Annotated in this window: 21 protein-coding genes and 1 tRNA gene; 8 read left to right on the top strand and 14 right to left on the bottom strand. The window is 42.1% G+C overall.

Annotated elements, in window-relative coordinates:
- Position 1: 1 nt before the first annotated feature.
- The 4 genes from alaS to ribA all read right to left on the bottom strand — a co-directional run bounded on the left by alaS (position 2) and on the right by ribA (position 4,636).
- Entirely contained in the window at positions 2-2,605 is a 2,604-nt protein-coding gene (gene alaS, locus BGP78_RS08820) for an alanine--tRNA ligase (RefSeq protein ID WP_119861264.1), read from the bottom strand.
- Between the two features lie 4 nt (positions 2,606-2,609).
- Positions 2,610-3,074 (bottom strand): regulatory protein RecX, encoded by a 465-nt coding sequence (locus tag BGP78_RS08815; protein WP_119861058.1) that lies wholly within the window; start codon positions 3,072-3,074, stop codon positions 2,610-2,612.
- Entirely contained in the window at positions 3,075-3,881 is an 807-nt protein-coding gene (locus BGP78_RS08810) for a BPSS1780 family membrane protein (RefSeq protein ID WP_119861057.1), read from the bottom strand. It lies immediately after the preceding gene.
- 137 nt (positions 3,882-4,018) lie between these two features.
- Positions 4,019-4,636: a GTP cyclohydrolase II gene (gene ribA / locus BGP78_RS08805; protein WP_119861056.1), complete on the bottom strand. Its 618-nt coding sequence runs from the start codon at positions 4,634-4,636 to the stop codon at positions 4,019-4,021.
- 243 nt (positions 4,637-4,879) lie between these two features.
- Between ribA and BGP78_RS08800 the strand changes: the two genes are divergently transcribed.
- Genes BGP78_RS08800 through BGP78_RS08790 form a run of 3 tightly spaced genes read left to right on the top strand, consistent with a single transcriptional unit; the run spans position 4,880 to position 8,062 of the window.
- Entirely contained in the window at positions 4,880-6,091 is a 1,212-nt protein-coding gene (locus BGP78_RS08800) for a hypothetical protein (protein ID WP_119861055.1), read from the top strand.
- Positions 6,091-6,513, top strand: coding sequence for a hypothetical protein (locus BGP78_RS08795; protein ID WP_119861054.1), 423 nt, complete (start codon positions 6,091-6,093; stop codon positions 6,511-6,513). The genes BGP78_RS08800 and BGP78_RS08795 overlap by 1 nt, the downstream gene beginning before the upstream one ends.
- Positions 6,503-8,062: a GGDEF domain-containing protein gene (locus tag BGP78_RS08790; RefSeq protein WP_119861053.1), complete on the top strand. Its 1,560-nt coding sequence runs from the start codon at positions 6,503-6,505 to the stop codon at positions 8,060-8,062. Before BGP78_RS08795 ends, BGP78_RS08790 begins: the two co-directional genes overlap by 11 nt.
- 6 nt (positions 8,063-8,068) lie before the next feature.
- On the opposite strand, the gene BGP78_RS08785 is transcribed toward BGP78_RS08790, so the two are convergent.
- Entirely contained in the window at positions 8,069-8,575 is a 507-nt protein-coding gene (locus BGP78_RS08785; RefSeq protein WP_119861052.1) for a DUF3087 domain-containing protein, read from the bottom strand.
- A 126-nt stretch (positions 8,576-8,701) separates the two neighbouring features.
- Here BGP78_RS08785 and BGP78_RS08780 point away from each other — a divergent pair, with 126 nt between their 5' ends.
- Genes BGP78_RS08780 through BGP78_RS08770 form a run of 3 tightly spaced genes read left to right on the top strand, consistent with a single transcriptional unit; the run spans position 8,702 to position 10,522 of the window.
- A complete protein-coding gene (locus BGP78_RS08780; protein ID WP_119861051.1) occupies positions 8,702-9,328 on the top strand; it encodes an energy transducer TonB in 627 nt (208 codons plus the stop codon).
- Positions 9,329-9,381: 53 nt separating this feature from the next.
- Positions 9,382-9,924 (top strand): RNA polymerase sigma factor, encoded by a 543-nt coding sequence (locus BGP78_RS08775; RefSeq protein WP_119861050.1) that lies wholly within the window; start codon positions 9,382-9,384, stop codon positions 9,922-9,924.
- Positions 9,917-10,522, top strand: coding sequence for a hypothetical protein (locus BGP78_RS08770; protein WP_119861049.1), 606 nt, complete (start codon positions 9,917-9,919; stop codon positions 10,520-10,522). Before BGP78_RS08775 ends, BGP78_RS08770 begins: the two co-directional genes overlap by 8 nt.
- 77 nt (positions 10,523-10,599) lie before the next feature.
- Here the strand turns inward: BGP78_RS08770 and BGP78_RS08765 are convergent, their stop codons facing one another.
- On the bottom strand, positions 10,600-11,976 hold the full coding sequence (locus tag BGP78_RS08765; protein WP_119861048.1) for a Na+/H+ antiporter NhaC family protein: 1,377 nt from the start codon (positions 11,974-11,976) through the stop codon (positions 10,600-10,602).
- A 244-nt stretch (positions 11,977-12,220) separates the two neighbouring features.
- Between BGP78_RS08765 and BGP78_RS08760 the strand changes: the two genes are divergently transcribed.
- Positions 12,221-13,069, top strand: a complete 849-nt coding sequence (locus BGP78_RS08760; protein ID WP_119861047.1) for a MurR/RpiR family transcriptional regulator — start codon at positions 12,221-12,223, stop codon at positions 13,067-13,069.
- Here the strand turns inward: BGP78_RS08760 and BGP78_RS08755 are convergent.
- From BGP78_RS08755 to xerD, 8 genes are all read right to left on the bottom strand, one after another.
- Complete coding sequence (locus tag BGP78_RS08755) at positions 13,066-14,217, bottom strand: exo-beta-N-acetylmuramidase NamZ domain-containing protein (RefSeq protein WP_119861046.1); 1,152 nt, start codon at positions 14,215-14,217, stop codon at positions 13,066-13,068. The two genes, BGP78_RS08760 and BGP78_RS08755, sit on opposite strands and share 4 nt — an antisense overlap.
- A gap of 300 nt (positions 14,218-14,517) precedes the next feature.
- Positions 14,518-14,610, bottom strand: a tRNA-Ser gene (locus BGP78_RS08750).
- Between the two features lie 121 nt (positions 14,611-14,731).
- Positions 14,732-14,920 carry a hypothetical protein gene (locus tag BGP78_RS08745; protein WP_119861045.1) on the bottom strand — a complete coding sequence of 63 codons (189 nt, stop codon included), beginning with the start codon at positions 14,918-14,920 and terminating at the stop codon, positions 14,732-14,734.
- Positions 14,921-15,155: 235 nt separating this feature from the next.
- Positions 15,156-16,697, bottom strand: a complete 1,542-nt coding sequence (gene lysS, locus BGP78_RS08740) for a lysine--tRNA ligase (protein ID WP_010362878.1) — start codon at positions 16,695-16,697, stop codon at positions 15,156-15,158.
- A 27-nt stretch (positions 16,698-16,724) separates the two neighbouring features.
- Positions 16,725-17,823, bottom strand: a protein-coding gene (gene prfB / locus BGP78_RS08735) for a peptide chain release factor 2 (RefSeq protein WP_119861044.1) whose coding sequence is annotated in 2 segments (ribosomal slippage) — positions 16,725-17,747 and positions 17,749-17,823 — 1,098 coding nt in all. Because the reading frame shifts where the segments join, the coding sequence is not laid out codon by codon here.
- 120 nt (positions 17,824-17,943) lie between these two features.
- Complete coding sequence (gene recJ, locus BGP78_RS08730) at positions 17,944-19,668, bottom strand: single-stranded-DNA-specific exonuclease RecJ (protein ID WP_119861043.1); 1,725 nt, start codon at positions 19,666-19,668, stop codon at positions 17,944-17,946.
- 74 nt (positions 19,669-19,742) lie between these two features.
- Complete coding sequence (gene dsbC, locus BGP78_RS08725; RefSeq protein WP_119861042.1) at positions 19,743-20,483, bottom strand: bifunctional protein-disulfide isomerase/oxidoreductase DsbC; 741 nt, start codon at positions 20,481-20,483, stop codon at positions 19,743-19,745.
- A 62-nt stretch (positions 20,484-20,545) separates the two neighbouring features.
- Positions 20,546-21,472: a site-specific tyrosine recombinase XerD gene (xerD, locus tag BGP78_RS08720; RefSeq protein ID WP_119861041.1), complete on the bottom strand. Its 927-nt coding sequence runs from the start codon at positions 21,470-21,472 to the stop codon at positions 20,546-20,548.
- Between the two features lie 80 nt (positions 21,473-21,552).
- Here xerD and fldB point away from each other — a divergent pair, with 80 nt between their 5' ends.
- On the top strand, positions 21,553-22,074 hold the full coding sequence (gene fldB / locus BGP78_RS08715) for a flavodoxin FldB (protein ID WP_119861040.1): 522 nt from the start codon (positions 21,553-21,555) through the stop codon (positions 22,072-22,074).
- Positions 22,075-22,137 lie beyond the last annotated feature (63 nt).

The following is a 22,137-nucleotide window of genomic DNA, read 5'->3' as shown; positions in this document are numbered from 1 at the left end:
GTTACTGAGTTTTCTCAGCAACCCAAGCATTAACACTCGCCAGTGCCGCATCTAGGTTTTGCGGCTCTGAGCCACCCGCTTGCGCCATATCTGGACGACCACCGCCTTTTCCGCCAACTTGTGCAGCCATGTGATTCACTAACTCACCGGCTTTAAGTTTGCCGATAAGATCTTTTGTCACACCGGTGATCAAGCTCACTTTATCGCCGTTAGCAACACCCAGTGCAATCACCCCCGAGCCCATCTTATTTTTAAGGTCATCGACCATGCCACGCAGTGCTTTTGATTCAGTACCAGCGACATTAGCAACCAATAGCTTGATGCCGTTAACGTCAACTGCAGAATCTAATAATGACGCACCTGCTGCACTTGCTAACTTATCGTTTAACTGAGAAACCTGCTTTTCTAAGCCTTTGGCTTTTTCAAGTAGCGCACTCACTTTTTCTAGTGCGTTATGACTATCACCTTTCACAAGGGCGGCAATCTCAGCTAACTGTTGCTCTTGCTGTGCAACATAAGCAATCGCATCTTCACCTGTAACGGCTTCAATACGACGCACACCCGCTGCAATACCGCCTTCAGACACTATCTTAAATAGACCAATATCACCCGTACGTTGAACGTGTGTTCCACCACATAATTCTATTGAATAACCACCAATAGACACCACTCGCACTTCGTCATCATACTTTTCACCAAACAAGGCCATCGCCCCTTTTGCTTTGGCGTCATCAATGTCCATTAACTGTGTATCAAGCGCAAAGTTACTGCGGATCTCGGCATTAACGGCATCTTCGAGTTCACGTAGTTGCGCCTTCGTTACACCTTCAAAGTGAGAAAAGTCAAAACGTAACTTATCAGGCATCACAAGTGAGCCTTTTTGTGCAACATGATCGCCTAACAATTGGCGAAGCGCTTCATGCAGTATATGTGTGCCAGTGTGGTTTTTCTTGATACGTTCACGACGCTCGCTGTCAATTTGCGCATCGGCTTTGTCATTAATACCAATTCGCCCTTGTACTGTGCCATGGTGGGCAAATGCATTACCTAGCTTACGCGTATCAACAACCGCAAATTCACCACCTGTCACCGTCAGTGTACCTGAGTCACCAACCTGACCACCAGATTCAGCATAGAAAGGGGTTCTGTCGAGCACCACAATCCCTTCTTGCCCATCTTCTAGTACATTAACTGCTTGCCCTTCAAAAAAGAGCTCAATGACGGTGCCTGTGTAGTGTTCAGCATCATAACCTTTAAAATCTGTTGATTTTTCAGACTTTAATTGTTCATTATAATCTGCACCAAACTTACCAGCTTGTTGTGCTTTTTTACGCTGAACTTCCATACATTCTTGGAAGCCACGCTCATCAATCGTCATGAAGCGTTCACGCGCCACATCAGCAGTTAAATCGGCTGGGAAACCATAAGTATCATAAAGCTTAAAGACCAGTTCACCCGGAATAACATCGCCTTCGATACTGGCTAAGCTTTCTTCTAAAATAGCCAAACCACGCTCTAGCGTTTTACCGAATTGCTCTTCTTCTATGCGTAGCACTTTTTCAATGATTGCTTGTTGTTTTGCAAGCTCTGGGTAAGCGTCACCCATTTGTTCAATTAATGCCGCTACCAACTTATAAAAGAATGCACCTGATGCGCCTAACTTATTACCATGACGCACAGCACGACGAATGATCCGACGTAATACATAGCCACGACCTTCGTTTGATGGCATAACGCCATCCGATACCAAAAACGCACACGAACGAATATGATCAGCAACAACGCGTAAAGATTTATCTTCTAAATCTTTGGCATTGGTTACCACAGCAGCCGCTTTTATTAACCCTTGGAATAAATCAATTTCATAATTTGAGTGCACGCCTTGCAAAATTGCAGCGATACGCTCTAGGCCCATTCCCGTATCAACCGATTGCTTCGGCAGAGGCTCCATAGACCCGTCAGCGTGACGGTTATATTGCATAAATACCAAGTTCCAGATCTCAATAAAGCGATCGCCGTCTTCTTCTGGAGATCCTGGAGGGCCACCCCAAATATGCTCACCATGGTCATAAAATATTTCAGAGCACGGACCACACGGGCCAGTATCACCCATTGACCAAAAATTATCCGCAGTATCTATACGAATAATTTTATCGTCACTTAAGCCTATCTCTTTTGACCAAAAGTCATACGCTTCTTCATCAGTATGGTAAACCGTTACCAACAGCTTCTCTTTTGGTAACTTCACCACATCTGTTAAGAATTGCCACGCAAATGTAATGGCTTCTTGCTTGAAGTAATCACCAAAACTAAAGTTACCCAACATTTCGAAAAAGGTATGGTGACGCGCGGTATAACCGACATTTTCTAAATCATTATGCTTTCCGCCAGCTCGTACACAACGTTGAGAGCTTGTAGCGCGGGTATAAGGGCGAGATTCCGCGCCTAAAAATACATCTTTAAACTGCACCATGCCCGCATTGTTAAATAACAAAGTCGCATCATTACCCGGGATCAGCGAGCTTGAAGGGACAATTTGGTGTTGTTGAGTGGCAAAGTAGTCTAAAAACGCTTGCCTGATCTGTGCGGTAGTCATGTGCTGCATGTGATTATTCACCCATTGTTGCTGCTTGCATTGCAAAATCTATTTCTTCATAGCCAAAGCCACGATACATCATGTATCGCACCCGCTTTGCCTTTTCTTTGTAATCGAGGTTAGGGGGCGTTATTGCATATTTTTTTTCATACGCGGCCTGTGCCAACTGAAACCAATCAACTTCAAGGGTTTCTATTAGTTGCACCAACTGGGCTCGATCAACCCCTTTATTCATTGCCTCAGCCAACACTCTTCTTTGGCCAAGGCCCTTATTTATTTGTCGTCGTAAAAAGCTCTCACAATATCGATCTTCATCGATATATCCTAGCCTTTCACACCAACTTAAAAGCGCTTCAATATAACTCTCAGACGCTTCTTTCGCCTTGAGCTTTGTGGTTAACTCTTTCTTTGAGTATTCTTGGCGAGCCAGTAACCACAATACATAATTTTTTAGTTTTTGCTTACTTTTATCATCCATCTAAGCGTCAAATCGCCCTGTATTATTATCTTCGCTTGTACTGTCTTGTGTCACTGAGTCTTGAGGCTTAGAAGGCGTTTCATCTGCCATAAAAATAGCCTGGAATGAGACGAAAAAGCTAATATAAGACAAGGGAATAATAACCAATAATGGGATCATACTAAGCGGTATTGAAGCTACGATTAATAAAGCAATCATAAGGCCATAAAGACCCAATGGCGCCATATTTTTTTGAAATACAGTGAGAGATTGCATAATCGCTTTGAAAATACGTGTTTCACCTTTAAAAAACACCAGTGGTAACGCATAAGCAAACGCCATTAAGTTCACACAATGTGCGATTGCAAACAGCATAATATCTGACATCGATAAACTGGCCAGTACCGCATTTAACAGCTCATCTGGCTGCTGGTTTGGCGTTGCCTCTTGCATAATCGCGAACGCGTCAGAAAAAAGCAGATCAGCCAGCAGGGTCAATAAAATAATCACCCCCATCTGGTACAAACCTAGGCGAAATAAGTTTAAGCGCCGGCCTTTTGCACTAAAGGGTGCCAAGATATCCGCAAGACTGATACTTTTTCCCTGTTGTTTGCTGATCACCGCCATATACATCCCCGCGGTTAAAAATGGCGATGCAAAAGCAGCTAATATCTGCAGTGGTGGCGCTATCAGCGGAATAAGCGCTGATATAACGATAAATAAATACATGAAAACAAACGTCATGGGCTGAGTTTTAAAAATAACCCAACCGGCCTTTAACCACTGTATACCCATGGCGGCTTTAAATACTTTAAATTCTGGTGACATAACGGCTCAAAGCTTATAAAAACATGCAGATTATACCCAAGAGGAACAAAATTGCGAGTTTATCGCTCGATTTGACTAGCGTAGAAAGTAAAAATGCGGCACAAAGAGCCGCATTCAAAAGTAAAGCAAATTACAACTTATTCTGATTTTGATATTTTCTTAATATTCAACATGTGGTCGCCATGTTTTACTTTTGTCTCAAGGTAGCTTCGGTTACCAGCTTTAACATGTGCTTCCGTGCCTACAACTTCATCAACTGTTATCCCTGCATTACGCAGCGCGTTGAGTTTTTTTGGGTTATTGGTCATCAGTTTGACATGAGATAAGCCCATCGCCTTTAGCATTAATACAGCATCTGAAAAGTCTCGTAAGTCGTCGTCAAAGCCCAGGTGGTTATTGGCTTCATAGGTATTCATACCTTGAGATTGCAGCACATAGGCATCTATCTTATTGTATAGACCAATACCTCTGCCCTCCTGACGAAGGTACAATAATATGCCACCTTGTTGGTGCATTGTTTCAATACACTCGTTTAATTGCTCACCGCAATCACAACGCGACGAGTGAAATACATCACCCGTTAAGCACTCTGAGTGCATACGGATCAGCGGGATCTCTTGCTCTGACTCTGCTTGATTAAAAATCAATGCCACATGCTCTTGCCCATCTTGTAAGCCACTAAATGACACGATTTCCGCGGGGATATGACTATGCTGCCCCACATTCAGCTGAACTCTCGCTCTTACTTCTGCCACGACTTCAGAACCTATAAAATTAATTAATGTGATATTATCACAGTCATTCTCTGCAATAATATAGATATGGTGTTGAAATAGAAAAAAACAAGTTCGTTATACGTAACCACATCATCATGAGTTCAATACTTAACAACAAATAATCTGCCTTAACCCCCCTCTATTATTGAATTACAAATAACACCAGCTAATCTTAACTTAAGATCACACCTTCAACGTGCACTGTACCGTCGGACCTAAACAATGAGACTATTGGCTGCCTTATTATTCTTCACACATTTAACAGCTGAGTGTTCGACTTTTAATTTTGATGGGTTTGCAAATCTATCACTGACAACCAGCTCATCTGACACAGCAAAAATACGGCACTTGATCTCTCAGCCTCATGGGGTACGCGATAATGAAATGGGTCTATACAATTCATCTATCGGCATGCAACTAGAGTGGCAATACTCAGCCCGCTGGCAAACCGTTATTCAAGCCGCTTTAAAAGACCAAGAAAAACATAATTTAGATACACTTACTCAATTGGCGTTTATTCGCTTTATGCCCACCGCGAATTGGACACTACGTGCAGGAAGAACCGGACTTGATCTGTTCATGATGACCGAATACCGCGATATAGGCTACTCCTTTACCCATGAACATTTGCCAACAGAGTTTTACGCGATTATTCCTCATCAAAACATCGATGGTATAGACGCGCGTTATAAAACGCCAACCTCTTTAGGTTTATTAGGTTTGCATGCCTTTGTTGGTCGCTCAACAGCACCTATTGTCAGTGATGACAACTTTTATTGGAATGCAGAGCTTGCCAACATTCAGGGACTAACCATAGATTTAGAACGACATAACTGGTTATATAGAATCAACTATACCCAATCTAAATCAGGGAATGAAAATGCGCAACAGAAGCAACTTAAAGACGCCATAGCGCATGTGCCAGTACAAATTTGGCCTAGCCAACCACACCTTCAAGACTCTTTAAATATTGTGGGTAAACAATTTAACTATGGTGCAATTGGAGTAAGATATGACAACGCTACTTGGCTGATTCAATCAGAGCTTTCTTATATCAATTCCAATTCAGAAGTGCTGAACCACCTCAGAAGTGGCTATTTCAGTATTGGCAAACGTTTTAACCAACATACATTAATGGCAACTGCATCAATTGCCAAATCAAATAATCAAGTGCCTGAGCCCCCGCTCGTATCAAACCCTGAGCTCGACTACCTGTACCAGAGTATTATTCGACATACCAATTTTTACCTAATTGACCAAAACACCCTATCACTCACTTGGCGAATGGAATTAAATAATACCTCAGCATTAAAAGTACAAATTGACCATACGAATGTCCAGCAGCTACCATCGGCCTTTTATTTACACAAACCTAGTACCAACCCCGACAATCGTTTTAATACCTTAGGCATTAGCCTTAATTGGGTGTTCTGATGTTAAGAGCTTCCCTATTTTTACTATTGTTATTCTCCGCATGGGCGCAAGCACAACAAGATATTGTGGTGATCGTCAACAAAACAAACCCAACCAATGCACTTTCACACAAAGCCGTCGTCGATATGTTTATGGGAAAATACCTCGCCTTTCCGGATGGTTCTATGGCGCAGACCTACGATTACCAAAAAGACAGCCAGATCCGCTCCACATTTCTCAGTGCAATTACAGGGCGCTCAATAAATCAAATTAATGCTTATTGGTCACGAGTACGCTTTAGTGGCAAGGTATCACCGCCACAAATATTTCCGGATGTCATGACTGTCTTGGACAAAGTAGCACACACTGCCAATGCTGTGGCTTATGTGCCAGCCCACACTGTGACTGCTCAAGTGAAGGTGGTATATACAATTGCTCAATAAACATAGTTTAATTACTCGATTACTGATCATTGTTACCAGTGCTGCGATTGTGTTTGCGCTTATTTATGCCAAGTTGCATTACAGCAATGTCTTTGACAAAGAAATGCAGCGCTCAAATAACACCATCATGCAAATAGGCCAAACAGTGTCAGCAACCGCATCAATTGCCGCGTATTTAGAAGATAAAGATTTAGCCAATGAAGTGTTAAATGGTTTAGTCAGCAATGACGTGATCTTAGGTGCCCAGCTCAATGGATTAAAAAGCGTGCTGGCAAAAAGCATTCTCTATAAAACGGACTTACCAGTGACATTTTCCTTGAGTAACCCATTTATTATTGGGGAGCAAATCGGGGCGATTTATATTGAGCCTAACACCATTTTCATAGAACAAAATGCACAAGCCATTGCGCTATCAAGTGTGCGAACCCTGATGATTGTGATTGTGCCTATGTTACTCATTTTTGCCGTACTAGTGTACTTTCTCATCACACAGCCGCTAAACTATTTAAGTGGTCAGCTCGCAGCGATAACCCCAGGTAAAGGCCAGCGTATTGCGATTCCAAAAACGCACAAGCACAGTGAAATTGGTACAATATCTAATAATATAAACAAACTACTTTACCGCACTGAAGCACTTTTTAAGCAAGAACGTAGCCTCAGAAAAGACATCGAATTGTTTGAAAAGCGATTTAGACTGATGTTTGAAAAGTCTTCTTCGCCTACATTGTTGGTGAAAGAGCGAGGCGATATCCTGCTTATAAACGAAGCGGCTCAAGATTTACTTATCGGGCTAGGCTTAGATTTAGAAGAACGCTTTCCTGATGCACTCGGTAAAGCATGTAAAACACCTGATATTCTCTATACCTTTACCAGTAATAGCGTTAACCAAAAACAAGTCATGCAATCTGAATTTGAGTTCAGTAACCAATTAACGCAGGAAACAGTGTGGCTTAACATTATTATTATCAATACAGAAAGTGATGACCAATGGTACTTACAAGTATTTATCAGCGACATTACCATGAAGAAAGTGATGATTTCACAACTTAAACAAAAGGCACAGTATGATCGTTTAACAGGCTTGAATAACCGGTATGGCGCAGAGTTAGTTTTGCTCGAATGGCTCGATCAACAACGCCCATTTAGTCTCATATTACTTGATTTAGATGAATTTAAACCCATTAATGATATTCACGGTCACAATGCTGGTGATGCTATGCTGCAACATATTGCAGAACAATTAAAACTGAACGTACGAGCAGACGATTTAATATGCCGCTGGGGTGGAGATGAATTTTTAATTGCTTTGGCCAATATTTCTGACCAAGAAACCAAAGACATTGCAACCAACCTGACCAAGGTTATTGCAACCCCGTTTAACTACACCAAAGCAGATCAAGAGCATACTTTGGTCGTCAGCGCGAGTTTGGGTATTGCCTGCTACCCAGAGCATGCTACTTCACTTAAAGCACTTGTCGAATGTGCTGACGTAGCAATGTATACGATAAAAAGAACCAGCAAAAATAACTTCGCTTTTTATCAAATATAAGTGCACTTAAAATTGCTTTAATAGGTTTGACTGATAATGAGTGATATCTAACTCAATATTATAACGCGTAGTGAGTGCATCCAATTGCGCTTGCCACATCGCTAAGTCTTCCATCGTGATGGTATTATCATCAAGCTCCCACAACTGTTTAGAACCCGTATAGCTAAACTGAATAGCCAGCATTGCATCGGCATTGCCTTGCTCTGCAGCTTTCTTTAATTTCGCCATTTTTCGAGTGATTTTATTAAGCGCTTGCTTTAAATCCCATACATAGGCCACTTCATACATAAATGCATGATGTTTCACTTTCAACAGTACGACACCAATTGCCACACTCGTAAGAATGACACCGGTTAGATTCCAATGAAAGTGACTCCCATCCGAGTCAGGGAACAGAGCGATCAAACACTGTGCGATACCTAAACTACCTGCTGTTAATGCAACAACACACGCACCAATAACATAGTTGAGGTGCTTACGGTATCTGGCTTTATTAATTGTCTCTAACTTCATAGGGGGATCTCTAAAATACAACTGCTGCGGATTGTACTCGCAATTTTAGAAAAAAAAATAAAAGTTCACCCCTTTTTTGATCTTACTTCGTTCTATGAAATAACTAACCTATAAAAGGAATATGCTATGTCAGCAATCGTCTATAGTCCGATCCCCTCTATTGCTAAAGTAGTCGTCTCTGCGGCAGGTGCCTTACTGGTAACATTTGCGGCTTTTGTATTTATGGATCAATTGATCAGTCAAGACCAAATAAAAGCGCCAGCAGTACCAGAGGTGATAGACCTCGCTCTTTTCGTAAATAAGGAAGACTCAGAAGTAAAAATCAAAAATGTATTACCACCGCCGCCAGCGCCAAAAGTACAGCCACCAAGGCCAATAGAGAGTACTTCTGCGGCCCCCGTGGATACCGCCTTCACATTTACACCGACCCTTAATATTGGTGACATAAAACATGCTCCCCCTATATTGAGTCCACAAGATACTGAGGCAACCGCCATTGTGCGCTCTGAACCCAAATACCCAATTACAGCTGCACGTGAGGGGATAGAAGGATGGGTACAACTTCATTTTACCATTGCTCCCAATGGTCAGGTCACCCATGCCACCGTCGTGAATGCACAACCAAAGCGTATTTTTAACAAAGAAGCCTTGCGTGCTATCAAACGCTGGAAATACAGGCCAAAAATAGTCGATGGACAAGCCATCGCTCAACCTAATCAAAATGTTGTGCTAGAGTTCAAATTGAGTCAGTAACTTTATTGGGTAAATACAACGCGGTGTTTACCCGTTAACTTTGAGGAAAGCCTATGCTAATAGCCTTAAGATCATGGTTAAAGTTAAATACGCCAGCTGATGATCCACTGCATGAATACAAAAGAACAGGCCAAGATCACTTTCTTGAACAAGCTATTGATGAATATAGCCATGATATATTTCACTTTATCAGCAGCCAAAGTAACCGTGTATTGGCTGATGATATTTGCCAAAAAACGTGGCTGAATGTCGTAGAAAAACGCCATACTTATCATCAGCAAAGCACCCCAAAAGCATGGCTATTTTGTATTGCTCGCAACGCATTAATTGACGAGTTACGCAAAACAAAAAGAATTGTGCAACTCGATGAAACAACGTTAATCGCAGCGCAGTCAGATAACACAGACGTAGATGCTCTGCGCCAAGCCATGATCACATTACCATTTTTGCAGCGTGAAGCACTCATGCTTCAACTTGAAGGGTTCTCACTGCAAGAGATTTCACAGATCACACATCATAACCAAGAAACCATTAAAACCCGTTTGCGATATGCCAAACAATACTTAAAGGCGAATATGGAGACCATTGATGGATAAAGAAAAGCAATTCGAACAAGCACTCAAACAGGCATACAAAAAAAATAAAACACCGTTAAGTGCGCATCAGCTTCACACATACAAACACGCCTGTGCGAAAAGTAAAAAATACTTCTCATGGCAAACAGCACAGTGGTTATTGGCCTGCACAGGACTCGCTTTCTTAGGCCTACAGTTATTCATTACAACACCTGTTCATCAACAGCAGGCCATAGATACCCAAGCTGCTGTTAAGTATCAAAACGTCGAAATACATCGGGTTACACACGGGCAATACCAACGTGAAATGGTGGCATTAAAGCAAAACCTTGATGCACAGTTAGCCAACAGTCAGGCAATACGAAAAGCAGCCATTTACCATGGTGAAGTGATAGAGCAAAATATGAGCGGTTGGCTCATCGCAGACTGTCAAAGGCATACATTAATAAGCCTTGAGCAAAGCTTGCTAGCGCAGCTAGTGCCTGATTGGAAAAGCAAGCCTTCTTATATTGGTCGGTATTTAGCTCTCAATCACAACAATGTAGGGCAAATTACGGGACTACAAATTGCGGGGCCAAGTGATGTTAAAAATGGGCAACAAATATATAGTTGCCCATAGTAAACCCAGTGCTTATAGCCGCATACTCTTAGCTTCGCCTTGGACTCTGTTTGTACGTACTTTAAAAAGTGTTTCGCTTAAATTAAAACGATGCTAGCGACAAAAAAGCCAACAAGTGCAAGAGCGCCCCCCACCAATGCATAAGGCAATTGGGTTTTAACATGCGTTAATAGATCACAACCCGATGCCAATGCGGAAACCGCACTTGTATCAGAGATAGGTGAACAATGATCACCAAAAATCCCCCCGCTTAAAATTGCCCCAACAACCAACGAAGGGGGCAGCCCCAAAGCTTGAATGAGCGGCACACCAATAGGGATCAAAATCGCAAATGTGCCCCATGAAGTCCCGGTGGTAAATGACATCACCGCGCCCGTTAAAAATAGAGCAGGAACAATAAAGTAAATAGGTAAATAATCACCCACTAAAGAGGCAACGAAAACCCCGGTTCCTAACTCTTTGAGACTCGCACCGAGTGTTAATGAAAGCAATACAATAGAAACAAGCGGTAATAACTCACCCATTCCTTTAAACCCCACATCAACAAGCTGATGATGTGTGAAACGTTTATGGGTTAACAGTAATAGATAAGCGACGGCACACGCTAATACGGTTGCGTATAACACAGACTTTGAACCACTGCCCTGCGCAAGCTCACCACCCCCAGTCCAAAACATAAAACCCACCATACTGACAATCAAGGTCAATAATGGAATAAGCATAAAGCGTGCTTTACTAGCTGCTGGCCCCGCATCCATTTCAACTGAGTGCTTAGACAGCTGCTGCTCTGCTTGTTTCATGGGACCATGTACTTTGTCGAACACAATGGTGTATAACACAATAAGCAGTGCAATAATGGCATAAAAATTAAATGCCACACTGCCCCACAAAATACTGACCGCCGATTGCTCTAACTCATAATTACTTAACAGCCCCAGCACATATGCCCCCCAGCCATTGAGCAAAATCAAAATGCATACCGGAGCACTGGTACTGTCAATAATATAGGCCAATCTGGCGCGGCTCATTTTAAATTTATCAAACAGCCCGCGTGACACGATACCTGAGGTTAGTACACTCATATTAGATTCAATAAAGACCGCAGTTCCGGTAAACATGGTTAACAAACCAACTTGCCGTTTGCTCTTGGCAACCCCTCGATTCATCAACACATTCACAGTGGCAGCCACACCACCAGACTCTCGGATATAAGCCAGTAATGCGCCAATCACGATACTAAAAATCAGTATTCTGCTATTGCCTGCAGACGTTGCAACTGAAACAACACGCTCAACGCTATTTACAACCGTCATAAATATATTACTTGCATCGCCCTGCAAGGCCAACAGTAACTCCGAGCTTAACAGAGCTAATACCAGCGCTAAAATCACTTCCTTGCGCCAAAAAACCACTAAAATGGCTATCAATGGCGGTAATATAGAATACCAAGTCATAAGTTCCCTTACAGGTCGCAATAGCAACAATTGAAAATAATAAATTCAGCCAAACAGCTTAATCAGTTCAGCACTAAAAACCAAGTTTTTCAGTTCAATCAAAGTCATAAATGCAACATTAGTACCCATACTGGTACAATGTGTGAAAAAATAGCAATAATCCTAACTGTAAACACTATCGCAACGTTCCAATTGCACCTATAATAAGTACAATTACAAGTTAGTTACAGGTGAAGTATCAAACATGTCTACATTCGTAAAAATAAAGGCTTTACGGCCTAGTCTGTCGAACAGCGAGGCTAAGCTTGCTGATTTTACATTAAATTCAAGTGCTAAAATTAGAGCGCTCTCATCTGTGGAACTTGCAAGAGCAGCCGGTGTTAGTCAATCTAGTGTTGTAAAGTTTGCACAAAAACTCGGGTATAAAGGCTTTCCAGCTTTTAAACTGGCGGTAGTCGATGATCTTAACTTACAAGTTCAACAACCACGACCTGCCACAGGGATCATAAACAGCAACGACCCACTAGAGCAAATTGCTGATAAATTACTGTCTAACCAGCACGCGATTTTGTCTGAAACGCATAAACTCAATACCCCAAATCAATTTGAGAGTGCGATCCAAACCATAAAGTCAGCCAAAAAAATCATGATATGTGCGGTTGGTGGAAGTTATACTATGGCCCAAGATTTTGCGCTTAAGCTGCAAAAACTGGGTTTGCCGGCAATAGCACAGGTTGATGAACTATCAGCATCAAGTTATGTTGCCACCATGGGTAAAGATGACTTACTGATTGCCATTAGCGATTCAGGGCAAAGTAAAGGCGTATTAAAAGTTGCCAAACAAGCTGCTGTCAACGAGTGTACAATTTTGACCATGTCTCGCTATGGTAACAATCCATTAAGTGATTTAGCGAATATCAAGCTATTTACCGTCATTGATCATGAGCCAATTAAACACGCATCAATATTAACGCGCACATCGCAAAGTTACTTAATCGATGTGCTGTTTATTGGCTTAACTCAATCAAACTTACATTGGCAAAAACGTGCAGAACGCGCCAATGAACATATGAGTGAACTACGTCATATTTAACGTTGATACAGCAAATATGGTTGGCGGCGCTGCAAATAATGTTGCAACGGCCGCTGCCACCGCTGTTCAATGACCTGCTGAGAATCGCCGGCTTCAATTGCTAACCTTAACTTATCGGTACCTGCCAGCTTATCCATAAATTTTTCATGGGTAAAAAATGGGATCTTTTGTGAAGACAGTTGCTGATATGCACTGATCAACCATTTTAAATCTAATCCTTTACTCTCATACTTTGTTAAATCAACTCCCAATACACGCTGATCTTTAAATTTAGGGTTTGCAGCAGCGCCAACAATAGACCGCGGTGTAAAACTAAACTTTCCAAGTTGTAACTCTGCGTGGCCATAAACTTGAAAAGGTAGCTCCGTACCACGCCCTACACTAATCGACGTTGCCTCAAAAAAACACAATGACGGATACAACGCAATCGCTTGTGCGTTTGGTAAATTTGGGCTTGGCTTTATCGGCAAATCATAACGCATACTTGCACTATATCCATCCACTGGGATCACTTTTAAATCCAGCGACTTACTTTCCTCAAGCCAACCTTCGCCCACTATCATCTTGGCTAACTCACCTACGGTTAAACCATGTAATACCGGAATAGGATGTAAACCAACGAACGATGTAAACGCGGGTTCTAAAATTGGCCCATCAACATAGGCAATATTGGGGTTAGGCCTATCCAGTACAATAAAGTTTTTTTGATATTTTGCTGCCGCCTCCATCATGTAATGCATAGTACTAATATAAGTGTAAAAACGAACACCAACATCTTGTATGTCAAAAATTATTACATCAACATCATGTAACTGCTCAGCTTTAGGGCGCTTATTTTTACCATAAAGAGATAAGATGGGTATGCCTGTTTTTACATCTGTATTAGAGGCAACATGCGCCCCTGCATCATGGTCACCACGAAAGCCATGTTCAGGTGCAAATACCTTACTTACTGTCACGCCCTTAGCTAATAAACTATCCAACAAATGTCCAGTTTTGGTTTGTGCACTTTGATTAACCACTAGCGCCACACGCTGCTGTTTTAATAACGGCAGATATTGCTCATAGCGCTCAGCTCCAACCTGCAATGCGAATGAATTGAGAGAACATAAAGTAAGTAGAATTATCAAGAAGAGGCGCATAATCATTATGAGAATAGAAATTTTTGCCATGATGACTGAGAAGATAAAGTGATGCAATAGTAAGATCAAGACACATGATTTTAAATAGAAATCATAAAAGTGATATCAAACTCACATGTCGCAAAGCCGCTTTGGTATGCAAAAAATAACATGGAAGAACTTGATAGGTCATTCGTGAAATTTAAACACAAAAAAACCGATTGATTATAAATAATCATATCGGTTGTTCGTAACCATCATAACTAAATAAACTATCCAGTTTAGCTACGCGTCCAATTTACAAGAAATACCATTATAGCTAAATAATGGCGGAGAAGGAGGGATTCGAACCCTCGATAGGGCTACAAACCCTATACTCCCTTAGCAGGGGAGCGCCTTCAGCCACTCGGCCACCTCTCCGTCTTGTGGGGCGTATAATATAGGCTAGAAAAAATATGTCAAACACTTTTCTTGTAAAATCAGGTCGTATGGTGATAGATTAACCAGCTAAGTAGAAATTATAACTTTTTCATGTCGCAAATTAATCTGAGTCTAAGGATTGAGGAGGCGTATACTTTTCAATCAACGCCTGTTTCGAACTTTTTAGCTCCGCTAAATAGGCATCTTGATAGCCCAATCGTTGAAATTCACAAATGCACATCCGGCAATATTCCATCCTTTGCTGATCATTGTCCTGTTCTAAATCCTGGTATTTTTGTTGTTCTTTCATGATTATCCCTCAATAATGCCTAGGCAGTATAGAAAACAACCACACAGTTACCAGCGGTGAACTTAGCTAAGTACACTTAAATTCATTTTAGAAAGTTAACTAGCTTACTGTTTTATTTGAGTAATCCCTCTAAAAAGTCATTAGACTAAAGTCGTAAACTACGATATTTCGCACATAAATAGCAGAAAAGCGCCATAAGGCGCTTTTCTCATTGAACCCACATAAAGTCTCAGCGTTAGTCTGCTTGAGGTCTCATATGAGGAAACAAGATCACATCTTTAATCGTTGATGAATCAGTAAATAGCATCACTAAACGGTCAATACCAATACCTTCACCAGCCGTAGGCGGTAATCCATATTCTAATGCGCGAATGTAGTCTTCATCATAATGCATTGCTTCATCATCACCCGCATCTTTCTCTTCAACCTGACGTGCAAAGCGTGCGGCTTGATCTTCAGCATCATTTAATTCAGAGAAACCGTTCGCCAATTCACGTCCACCAACAAAGAATTCAAAGCGGTCTGTGATAAATGCATTGTCGTCGTTACGACGTGCAAGCGGAGACACTTCCCATGGATATGCAGTAATGAAAGTTGGTTGAATAAGCTTATGTTCAGCCACTTCTTCAAAGATTTCACATAAGAACTTACCAGGTCCCCACACACACTTTTCAGGAATTTTAACGTGAACTTGTTTAGCAAACGCTTTAAGCGCCTCAAAATGATTTTCAGGATCTTGGAAAATCTCAGCTTGCTTAGCCGCCTCTTCGCTGTGCTCAATGATTGCATCAGCCATGGTTAAACGTACAAACGGCTGGCCAAAGTCATACTCAACGCTGTCAGTAACTTCACCTTCCGCATTTTTAGTCGTATTAACAATGGTCGTCGTACCCAACACGTCTTGTGCCACAGTGCGTAACATATCTTCAGTTAAGTTCATCAAGTCATTGTAATCTGCATACGCTTGATAGAATTCAATCATAGTGAACTCAGGGTTATGACGTGTCGATAAACCTTCGTTACGGAAGTTTCGGTTTATTTCAAATACACGGTCAAAGCCACCTACCACTAAACGCTTTAAGTAAAGTTCAGGTGCAATACGCAGGTACATATCAATGTCTAGGGCATTATGGTGTGTCGCAAACGGGCGAGCAGTCGCACCACCAGGAATAACCTGTAGCATAGGTGTTTCAACTTCCATGAACTCACGTTCAGCAAGGAAACGACGAATACCTTCAATCACTTTAGAGCGGATACGGAATGTTTCACGCGTATCTGTGTTGGTGATCAAATCAACATAGCGCTGACGGTATTTGGCTTCTTGGTCTGTTAAACCATGAAACTTCTCAGGTAGCGGACGCAATGATTTAGTCAACAATTCATATTGAACCATATCAACGTATAAATCACCTTTGCCTGACTTGTGTACAGGTCCAGTTACACCAATAATATCGCCAATATCAAGCTGGCCATATTTTGCTTTTAAATCTTTTTGTACATCTTTAGATGCGTAAGCCTGAATGCGGCCTTTCATGTCTTGCAGTACTAAAAAAGGACCGCGTTTTGCTAAGACACGTCCAGCTACTGACGCCTGCTGGTTTAATTCAACAAGCTCTTCTTTCGATTTATCACCAAACTTAGCTTGTAGATCTGCCGTGTAATCTTCGCGGCGGAAGCTGTTAGGGTGGCCGTTGGCACTGCAATTCTCGCGAATCGCATCCAACTTAGTACGACGCTCAGCAATGAGTTTATTTTCGTCTTGGATTTGATCTGTCATTTTTTAGCTCTTAGTTTAGCTTGTTGATTAAAGGCCTGATTTCAGGCTAGCTTCGATAAATTTGTCTAGGTCACCATCGAGTACAACCTGTGTATTTCGATTTTCGACACCTGTACGCAAATCTTTGATTCGCGAGTCATCTAATACGTAAGAACGTATTTGACTACCCCAACCAATGTCTGATTTGGCATCTTCTTGTGACTGTTTTTCAGCGTTCTGTGCTTGCATTTCAAGCTCAAACAACTTGGCCTTTAATTGCTTCATCGCTTGTGCTTTGTTTTTATGCTGTGAACGTTCGTTCTGACACTGTACCACGGTATTGGTGGGTAAGTGGGTAATACGTACTGCTGACTCTGTGGTGTTTACGTGCTGACCACCCGCGCCAGAGGCACGATATACATCAATGCGTAACTCAGCTGGGTTAATGTCTATTTCAATGTTGTCATCAACTTCTGGATAAACAAACGCTGACGCAAATGAAGTGTGGCGGCGGCCGCTTGAGTCAAATGGGCTTTTACGCACCAAACGGTGTACGCCTGTTTCTGTGCGTAGCCAACCGTAGGCATATTCACCACTGAAACGTACCGTAGCGCCTTTAATACCGGCCACATCACCATCAGTAGCTTCAACCAGCTCAACTTTAAAGCCTTTTGCTTCGCCCCAGCGTAAATACATACGCAGCAACATGTTACACCAGTCTTGCGCTTCTGTGCCGCCAGAGCCTGATTGTAAATCTAAGTATGCGTCATTGTCATCATGTGGGCCTGAGAACATTCTACGGAATTCGAGCTTTTCAAGGCTCGCAACGAGCCCTGCTAACTCTTGCTCAGCTTCATCAAACGTGTCTTGATCTTCAGCTTCAACAGCAAGCTCCACCAGCCCTTCAACATCATCTGCACCAGCAACAAGGTTATCTATCGTTTCAACAACAATTTCTAATGCGGATTTTTCACGGCCTAGTGCTTGCGCTCTTTCTGGTTCATTCCATACTGCCGAGTCTTCAAGTTCAGCGTTAACTTCTTCTAAGCGCTCTTGTTTAAGAGCGTAGTCAAAGGTACCCCCGAAGCAGCTCAGTACGTTCGCGAATGTCCTTGATTTGATTAATCACAGGATTCACTTCAAACATGCACATTACTCCAAAATTTTACTACAGTAATGGGCTACCACATTAACGCAACGACGATCTGCAATAACCCAATTGTTAAACGCGCCATATTAACAAAATTTGTCCCTGCTATAAATCTCTTTATGCAGTAATTGCGCTGATTTCTCGCACTATTAACTGCAATGAAAATTTCCCTCGAAACTCGTTAATATCGAGTTGATAGGCAACTTGCGCTAACTGTGCTTGATTATTCGGCCATGCCCTAACATCAACATTGAATGCAATCGCATCGACTAACTTGCCACTAGGGTGTTTTAATACCAATTTTAGATGCTTTTCGCCCACGATGCGCTGCTGAACCAACTCAAACTCACCACAAAATATAGGTTCAGCAAAGTGTTGCCCCCATGGGCCAGCTTGTTGCAAAAGTTGAGCGAAGTCCATCGAAAAACACTCTGCCGGTAACGCGCCATCAGTTAATAAAACACTCTGTTTATGTTCCTCTGATAACAGTTCACTGACGCCATATTCAAACGCCTGTTTGAATTGCGCAAAGTTGGCTTCGAGAATGGTTAAACCAGCAGCCATCGCATGACCACCAAACTTTAAAATAAGATCTGGTTGCTGGGTATTAAGCTGCTCTAATAAGTCTCGCATATGTAGACCTTCTATTGAGCGGCATGACCCTTTTATCTCACCATTATCACCTTGTGCAAAAATCACCGCAGGTCGATGATATTTTTCTTTTAACCTGCCCGCTAAAATACCTATCACCCCTTGGTGCCAATCATCTTGATACAAACACACCGCATCAGGCACGCTTTTACTATTTAATACCAATCGCTCAAGCACTGCTTGAGCTTCTTGCTGCATACCTTGCTCTATTTCTCGTCGTTCATGATTCAAGCCATCCAATTCACCAGCAATCCGCCGAGCTTGATTCGTATCTTTTGCCAATAAACAGGCTATACCCAAACTCATATCATCTAGTCGCCCAGCAGCATTCAAGCGCGGAGCCAATGAAAACCCAAAATCACTGGCACTCAAACGTGCAGCATTACGATTTGCTACCTCTATCAATGCCTGTATACCAGGGCGTGTATTACCACTTCTGATCCGTGCTAACCCTTGATGCACTAAGGTGCGGTTGTTTGCATCAAGCGCAACCACGTCGGCCACAGTACCCAATGCAACAATATCTAATAACGCCGCTAAATTGGGTTGTGGATGTGTCGTAAAGTGCCCTTTTTCTCTTAACGCATTACGTAATGCAATTAATAAGTAGAACGCAACCCCTACCCCTGCAATAGATTTTGACGGAAAAGTACAATCATGACGATTTGGATTAACAATCGCATCGGCATTCGGAAGCTGTGAGCCTTGCAAGTGGTGATCTGTCACAATCACCGTAATACCAGCTTGTTTCACAATATCTATTCCAGCCACACAGGAGATGCCATTATCAACCGTAATAACTAAATCTGGTTTAAGTTGCACTATTTGCTCAGCCAACGCGGGGCTTAACCCATAGCCCAGACTAAAACGATCAGGGACTAAATAGTCGACCTGTGTAAAGCCAAACTGCGGAAGCCCTTCCATAAGGACAGCCGTACTAGTTGCCCCATCCGCATCAAAGTCTCCGACGATTAATACATTTGCTTTTTTACCGAGCATATCGATTAAGATATCACTGGCTTTATCTATATCTTTAAATAACTTGAAATCCAACAGCGTTTTAGCACTATTATCTAATTCACTGGCATCTAGTACGCCTCGGGTTGCATAAATCTGTTTGATGACAGGGTGTAAATGGGCGGGTAAGTGACTGTCATCAACAAACCCACGCGTGCGTATCTCTGTGTTCATTCAACATCTCACGTATTTTAGGCAATAAAAAAGGCCTTAAGGCCTTTTTTAGTCATGATATTAGTATATCAAAATTACGATTTTTTGCTGTTTTCATCCAATGCTTTAGATAACGACGCAGCTGGTTGGTAACCCGGGATCAATGTGCCATCTTCCAAAATAATGGCTGGCGTACCTGTGATACCAAAGCTCTGGCCCAACTCATAATGTTCAGCAACGGGCGCATTACAATTTTCTACCTTAGCTACCGCTTGGCCAGCTTTCGCATCGGTCATGGCTTGCGCTGCATCTTTTGCACACCACACGTTTCTTAAATCTTCATACCCTGAGCCACGCAATCCACCACGTGGAAATGCCATATATTTTACCGTGATCCCAGCGGCTAAGTAATCATCTAACTCGCGATGAAGCTTGCGGCAATAACCACATGTGATATCTGTAAAGACCGTGATCTGGTGCTTTTCATTTTCTGCTTTATAAACAATCGTGGATTCTTGGTAATCGGCAACACCTTCTTTACGCAGACCACTTAACGCGCCTTCCGTAATATTTTCACGATTCTCAAGGTCAATCACCGTACCCTGTACAAGATACTTACCGTCTGCACTGGCATACAATACGCCTTTATCGGTGATCACGGTTTTCAGATTCGCGATTGGGCTATCTGAAATACTCTTAACAATCACCCCTAAATTAGAGAACTGTTCTGTGATCGGATCTGCCACCATCGGGCTAGGTACTACCAAGTCTGGTTCACTGGTTGCCAGTGTTGAAAAGCTACATGCCAAGGCAGCAGCTAAAAATAGTTTTTTCATATTCTGCTCGTTAATTATTCTTCGGTTACCCACTAAGACCGGAAAATCTCAAAAAAATTCCCTTATGCTCGTGGATGATGCTGTTGGTGTAGCGATTTTAATCGTTCACTTGCAACATGCGTATAAATCTGTGTCGTCGACAAATCACTGTGACCCAACATCATTTGGACGACTCGTAAGTCAGCACCATGATTAAGCAAATGTGTTGCAAAAGCATGACGCAACGTATGTGGTGATAAAGGCGACGTTACATTAGCCAAAATAGCATAGTGTTTAATTCGATGCCAAAAAGTTTGCCGCGTCATACCGACTCCACGCTTTGACGGAAACACAAAATCAGTGGCATGCTTAATCAATTGTGAGCGACCAACCTTTAAAAATTGTTCGATCCAATGCAATGCTTCTTCACCCATCGGAACCAAACGCTCTTTGCCACCTTTGCCTTTGACTAACACAACCGCTTGACGCAAGTTAATTTGCTCAATACGCATACCAACCAGCTCTGTTACCCGCAAACCTGTTGCATATAAGAGCTCGAGCATGGCTTTGTCACGTAAGCCCAGCGCATCATCGGTGTCAGGGGCATCAAGCAAGGCTTCGACTTCCTGCTCAGTCAGTGTTTTAGGCAAAGACTGTACTATTTTAGGTTGTGCAATACTCAGCAATGGCGTCACAGCAATTGCCTTTTCTTTAACCCAATATAAAAAAAACCTTTTTAACGCACTAATTGAACGTGCTGTACTACGAGATTTAAGGCCCGAATCAACCCGATAAGCCAAATAAGCTTCAATATCGTGACTTTCAACCTCCATCAATGAAATATCCCGGCTCGATTTTATTAAGTATTGGCAGAATTTATCCAAGTCTGAACGATAAGCCGATAAGGTATTATCGCTCAATCCTTGCTCTAAAAATAAAGAGTCTAAAAATGCTTCTATATAGTCAGCATTACTCTTGATGCTGTCACTGTCATTGAGGTATTCGCTCACAGGCTTCCTGTATCAATTTTTAACGTCATAGGGTAGACTTCGCGCCTATCATAACAGTCAATTAGAAAGTGATAAACACAATGCAGATAGCGTTATTTTATGGTTCAACAACCTGCTACACCGAAATGGCAGCTGAGAAAATCAGAGAAATTATAGGTGAAGAAACGGTTTCATTACACAATATCAAAGATGAACCATTAAAAAATGCAGAGCAATATGACTTTTTGATCCTTGGGATCTCAACATGGGACTTTGGTGAATTACAAGAAGACTGGGAATCGTGCTGGGATGACATAGAGCATGTAAACCTAGCGGGTAAAACCATTGCCTTATTTGGTATGGGCGATCAGCAAGGTTATGGTCAGTGGTTTCAAGATGCACTTGGTATGTTACACGACAAAATCAAGCCACAAGGCGTTAATTTCCTCGGTTATTGGCCAAATACTGCGGACTACGAATTTGAAGCATCCAAAGCACTCACCGAAGAGGGTACTCACTTTGTCGGTCTTGCACTTGATGAGGATAGCCAATATGAAAAAAGCGATGAGCGTATCGCTGGCTGGATAGAACTTATTATGACCCAGTATAGTGACTCGCTATAAAGCAAAAAATACCGCTTTCTCACATTGTAAAAGCACTAAAACAAGGTGGTTTAATTGGCACTT

It is taken from the genome of Pseudoalteromonas sp. MSK9-3, assembly GCF_003590335.1.
Lineage (GTDB): Bacteria > Pseudomonadota > Gammaproteobacteria > Enterobacterales > Alteromonadaceae > Pseudoalteromonas.
The sequence above is the reverse complement of the archived record's forward strand: the minus strand, read 5'-3'. Positions and strand labels throughout refer to the sequence as shown.

What these genes read in the sequence shown, in the direction of transcription:
- alaS (WP_119861264.1), bottom strand. Translation starts at nt 2,605, where the DNA reads ATGCAGCACATGACTACCGCACAGATCAGGCAAGCGTTTTTAGACTAC.
- BGP78_RS08815 (WP_119861058.1), bottom strand. Translation starts at nt 3,074, where the DNA reads ATGGATGATAAAAGTAAGCAAAAACTAAAAAATTATGTATTGTGGTTA.
- BGP78_RS08810 (WP_119861057.1), bottom strand. Translation starts at nt 3,881, where the DNA reads ATGTCACCAGAATTTAAAGTATTTAAAGCCGCCATGGGTATACAGTGG.
- BGP78_RS08800 (WP_119861055.1), top strand. Translation starts at nt 4,880, where the DNA reads ATGAGACTATTGGCTGCCTTATTATTCTTCACACATTTAACAGCTGAG.
- BGP78_RS08795 (WP_119861054.1), top strand. Translation starts at nt 6,091, where the DNA reads ATGTTAAGAGCTTCCCTATTTTTACTATTGTTATTCTCCGCATGGGCG.
- BGP78_RS08785 (WP_119861052.1), bottom strand. Translation starts at nt 8,575, where the DNA reads ATGAAGTTAGAGACAATTAATAAAGCCAGATACCGTAAGCACCTCAAC.
- BGP78_RS08780 (WP_119861051.1), top strand. Translation starts at nt 8,702, where the DNA reads ATGTCAGCAATCGTCTATAGTCCGATCCCCTCTATTGCTAAAGTAGTC.
- BGP78_RS08775 (WP_119861050.1), top strand. Translation starts at nt 9,382, where the DNA reads ATGCTAATAGCCTTAAGATCATGGTTAAAGTTAAATACGCCAGCTGAT.
- BGP78_RS08770 (WP_119861049.1), top strand. Translation starts at nt 9,917, where the DNA reads ATGGATAAAGAAAAGCAATTCGAACAAGCACTCAAACAGGCATACAAA.
- BGP78_RS08765 (WP_119861048.1), bottom strand. Translation starts at nt 11,976, where the DNA reads ATGACTTGGTATTCTATATTACCGCCATTGATAGCCATTTTAGTGGTT.
- BGP78_RS08760 (WP_119861047.1), top strand. Translation starts at nt 12,221, where the DNA reads ATGTCTACATTCGTAAAAATAAAGGCTTTACGGCCTAGTCTGTCGAAC.
- BGP78_RS08755 (WP_119861046.1), bottom strand. Translation starts at nt 14,217, where the DNA reads ATGATTATGCGCCTCTTCTTGATAATTCTACTTACTTTATGTTCTCTC.
- BGP78_RS08745 (WP_119861045.1), bottom strand. Translation starts at nt 14,920, where the DNA reads ATGAAAGAACAACAAAAATACCAGGATTTAGAACAGGACAATGATCAG.
- lysS (WP_010362878.1), bottom strand. Translation starts at nt 16,697, where the DNA reads ATGACAGATCAAATCCAAGACGAAAATAAACTCATTGCTGAGCGTCGT.
- recJ (WP_119861043.1), bottom strand. Translation starts at nt 19,668, where the DNA reads ATGAACACAGAGATACGCACGCGTGGGTTTGTTGATGACAGTCACTTA.
- dsbC (WP_119861042.1), bottom strand. Translation starts at nt 20,483, where the DNA reads ATGAAAAAACTATTTTTAGCTGCTGCCTTGGCATGTAGCTTTTCAACA.
- fldB (WP_119861040.1), top strand. Translation starts at nt 21,553, where the DNA reads ATGCAGATAGCGTTATTTTATGGTTCAACAACCTGCTACACCGAAATG.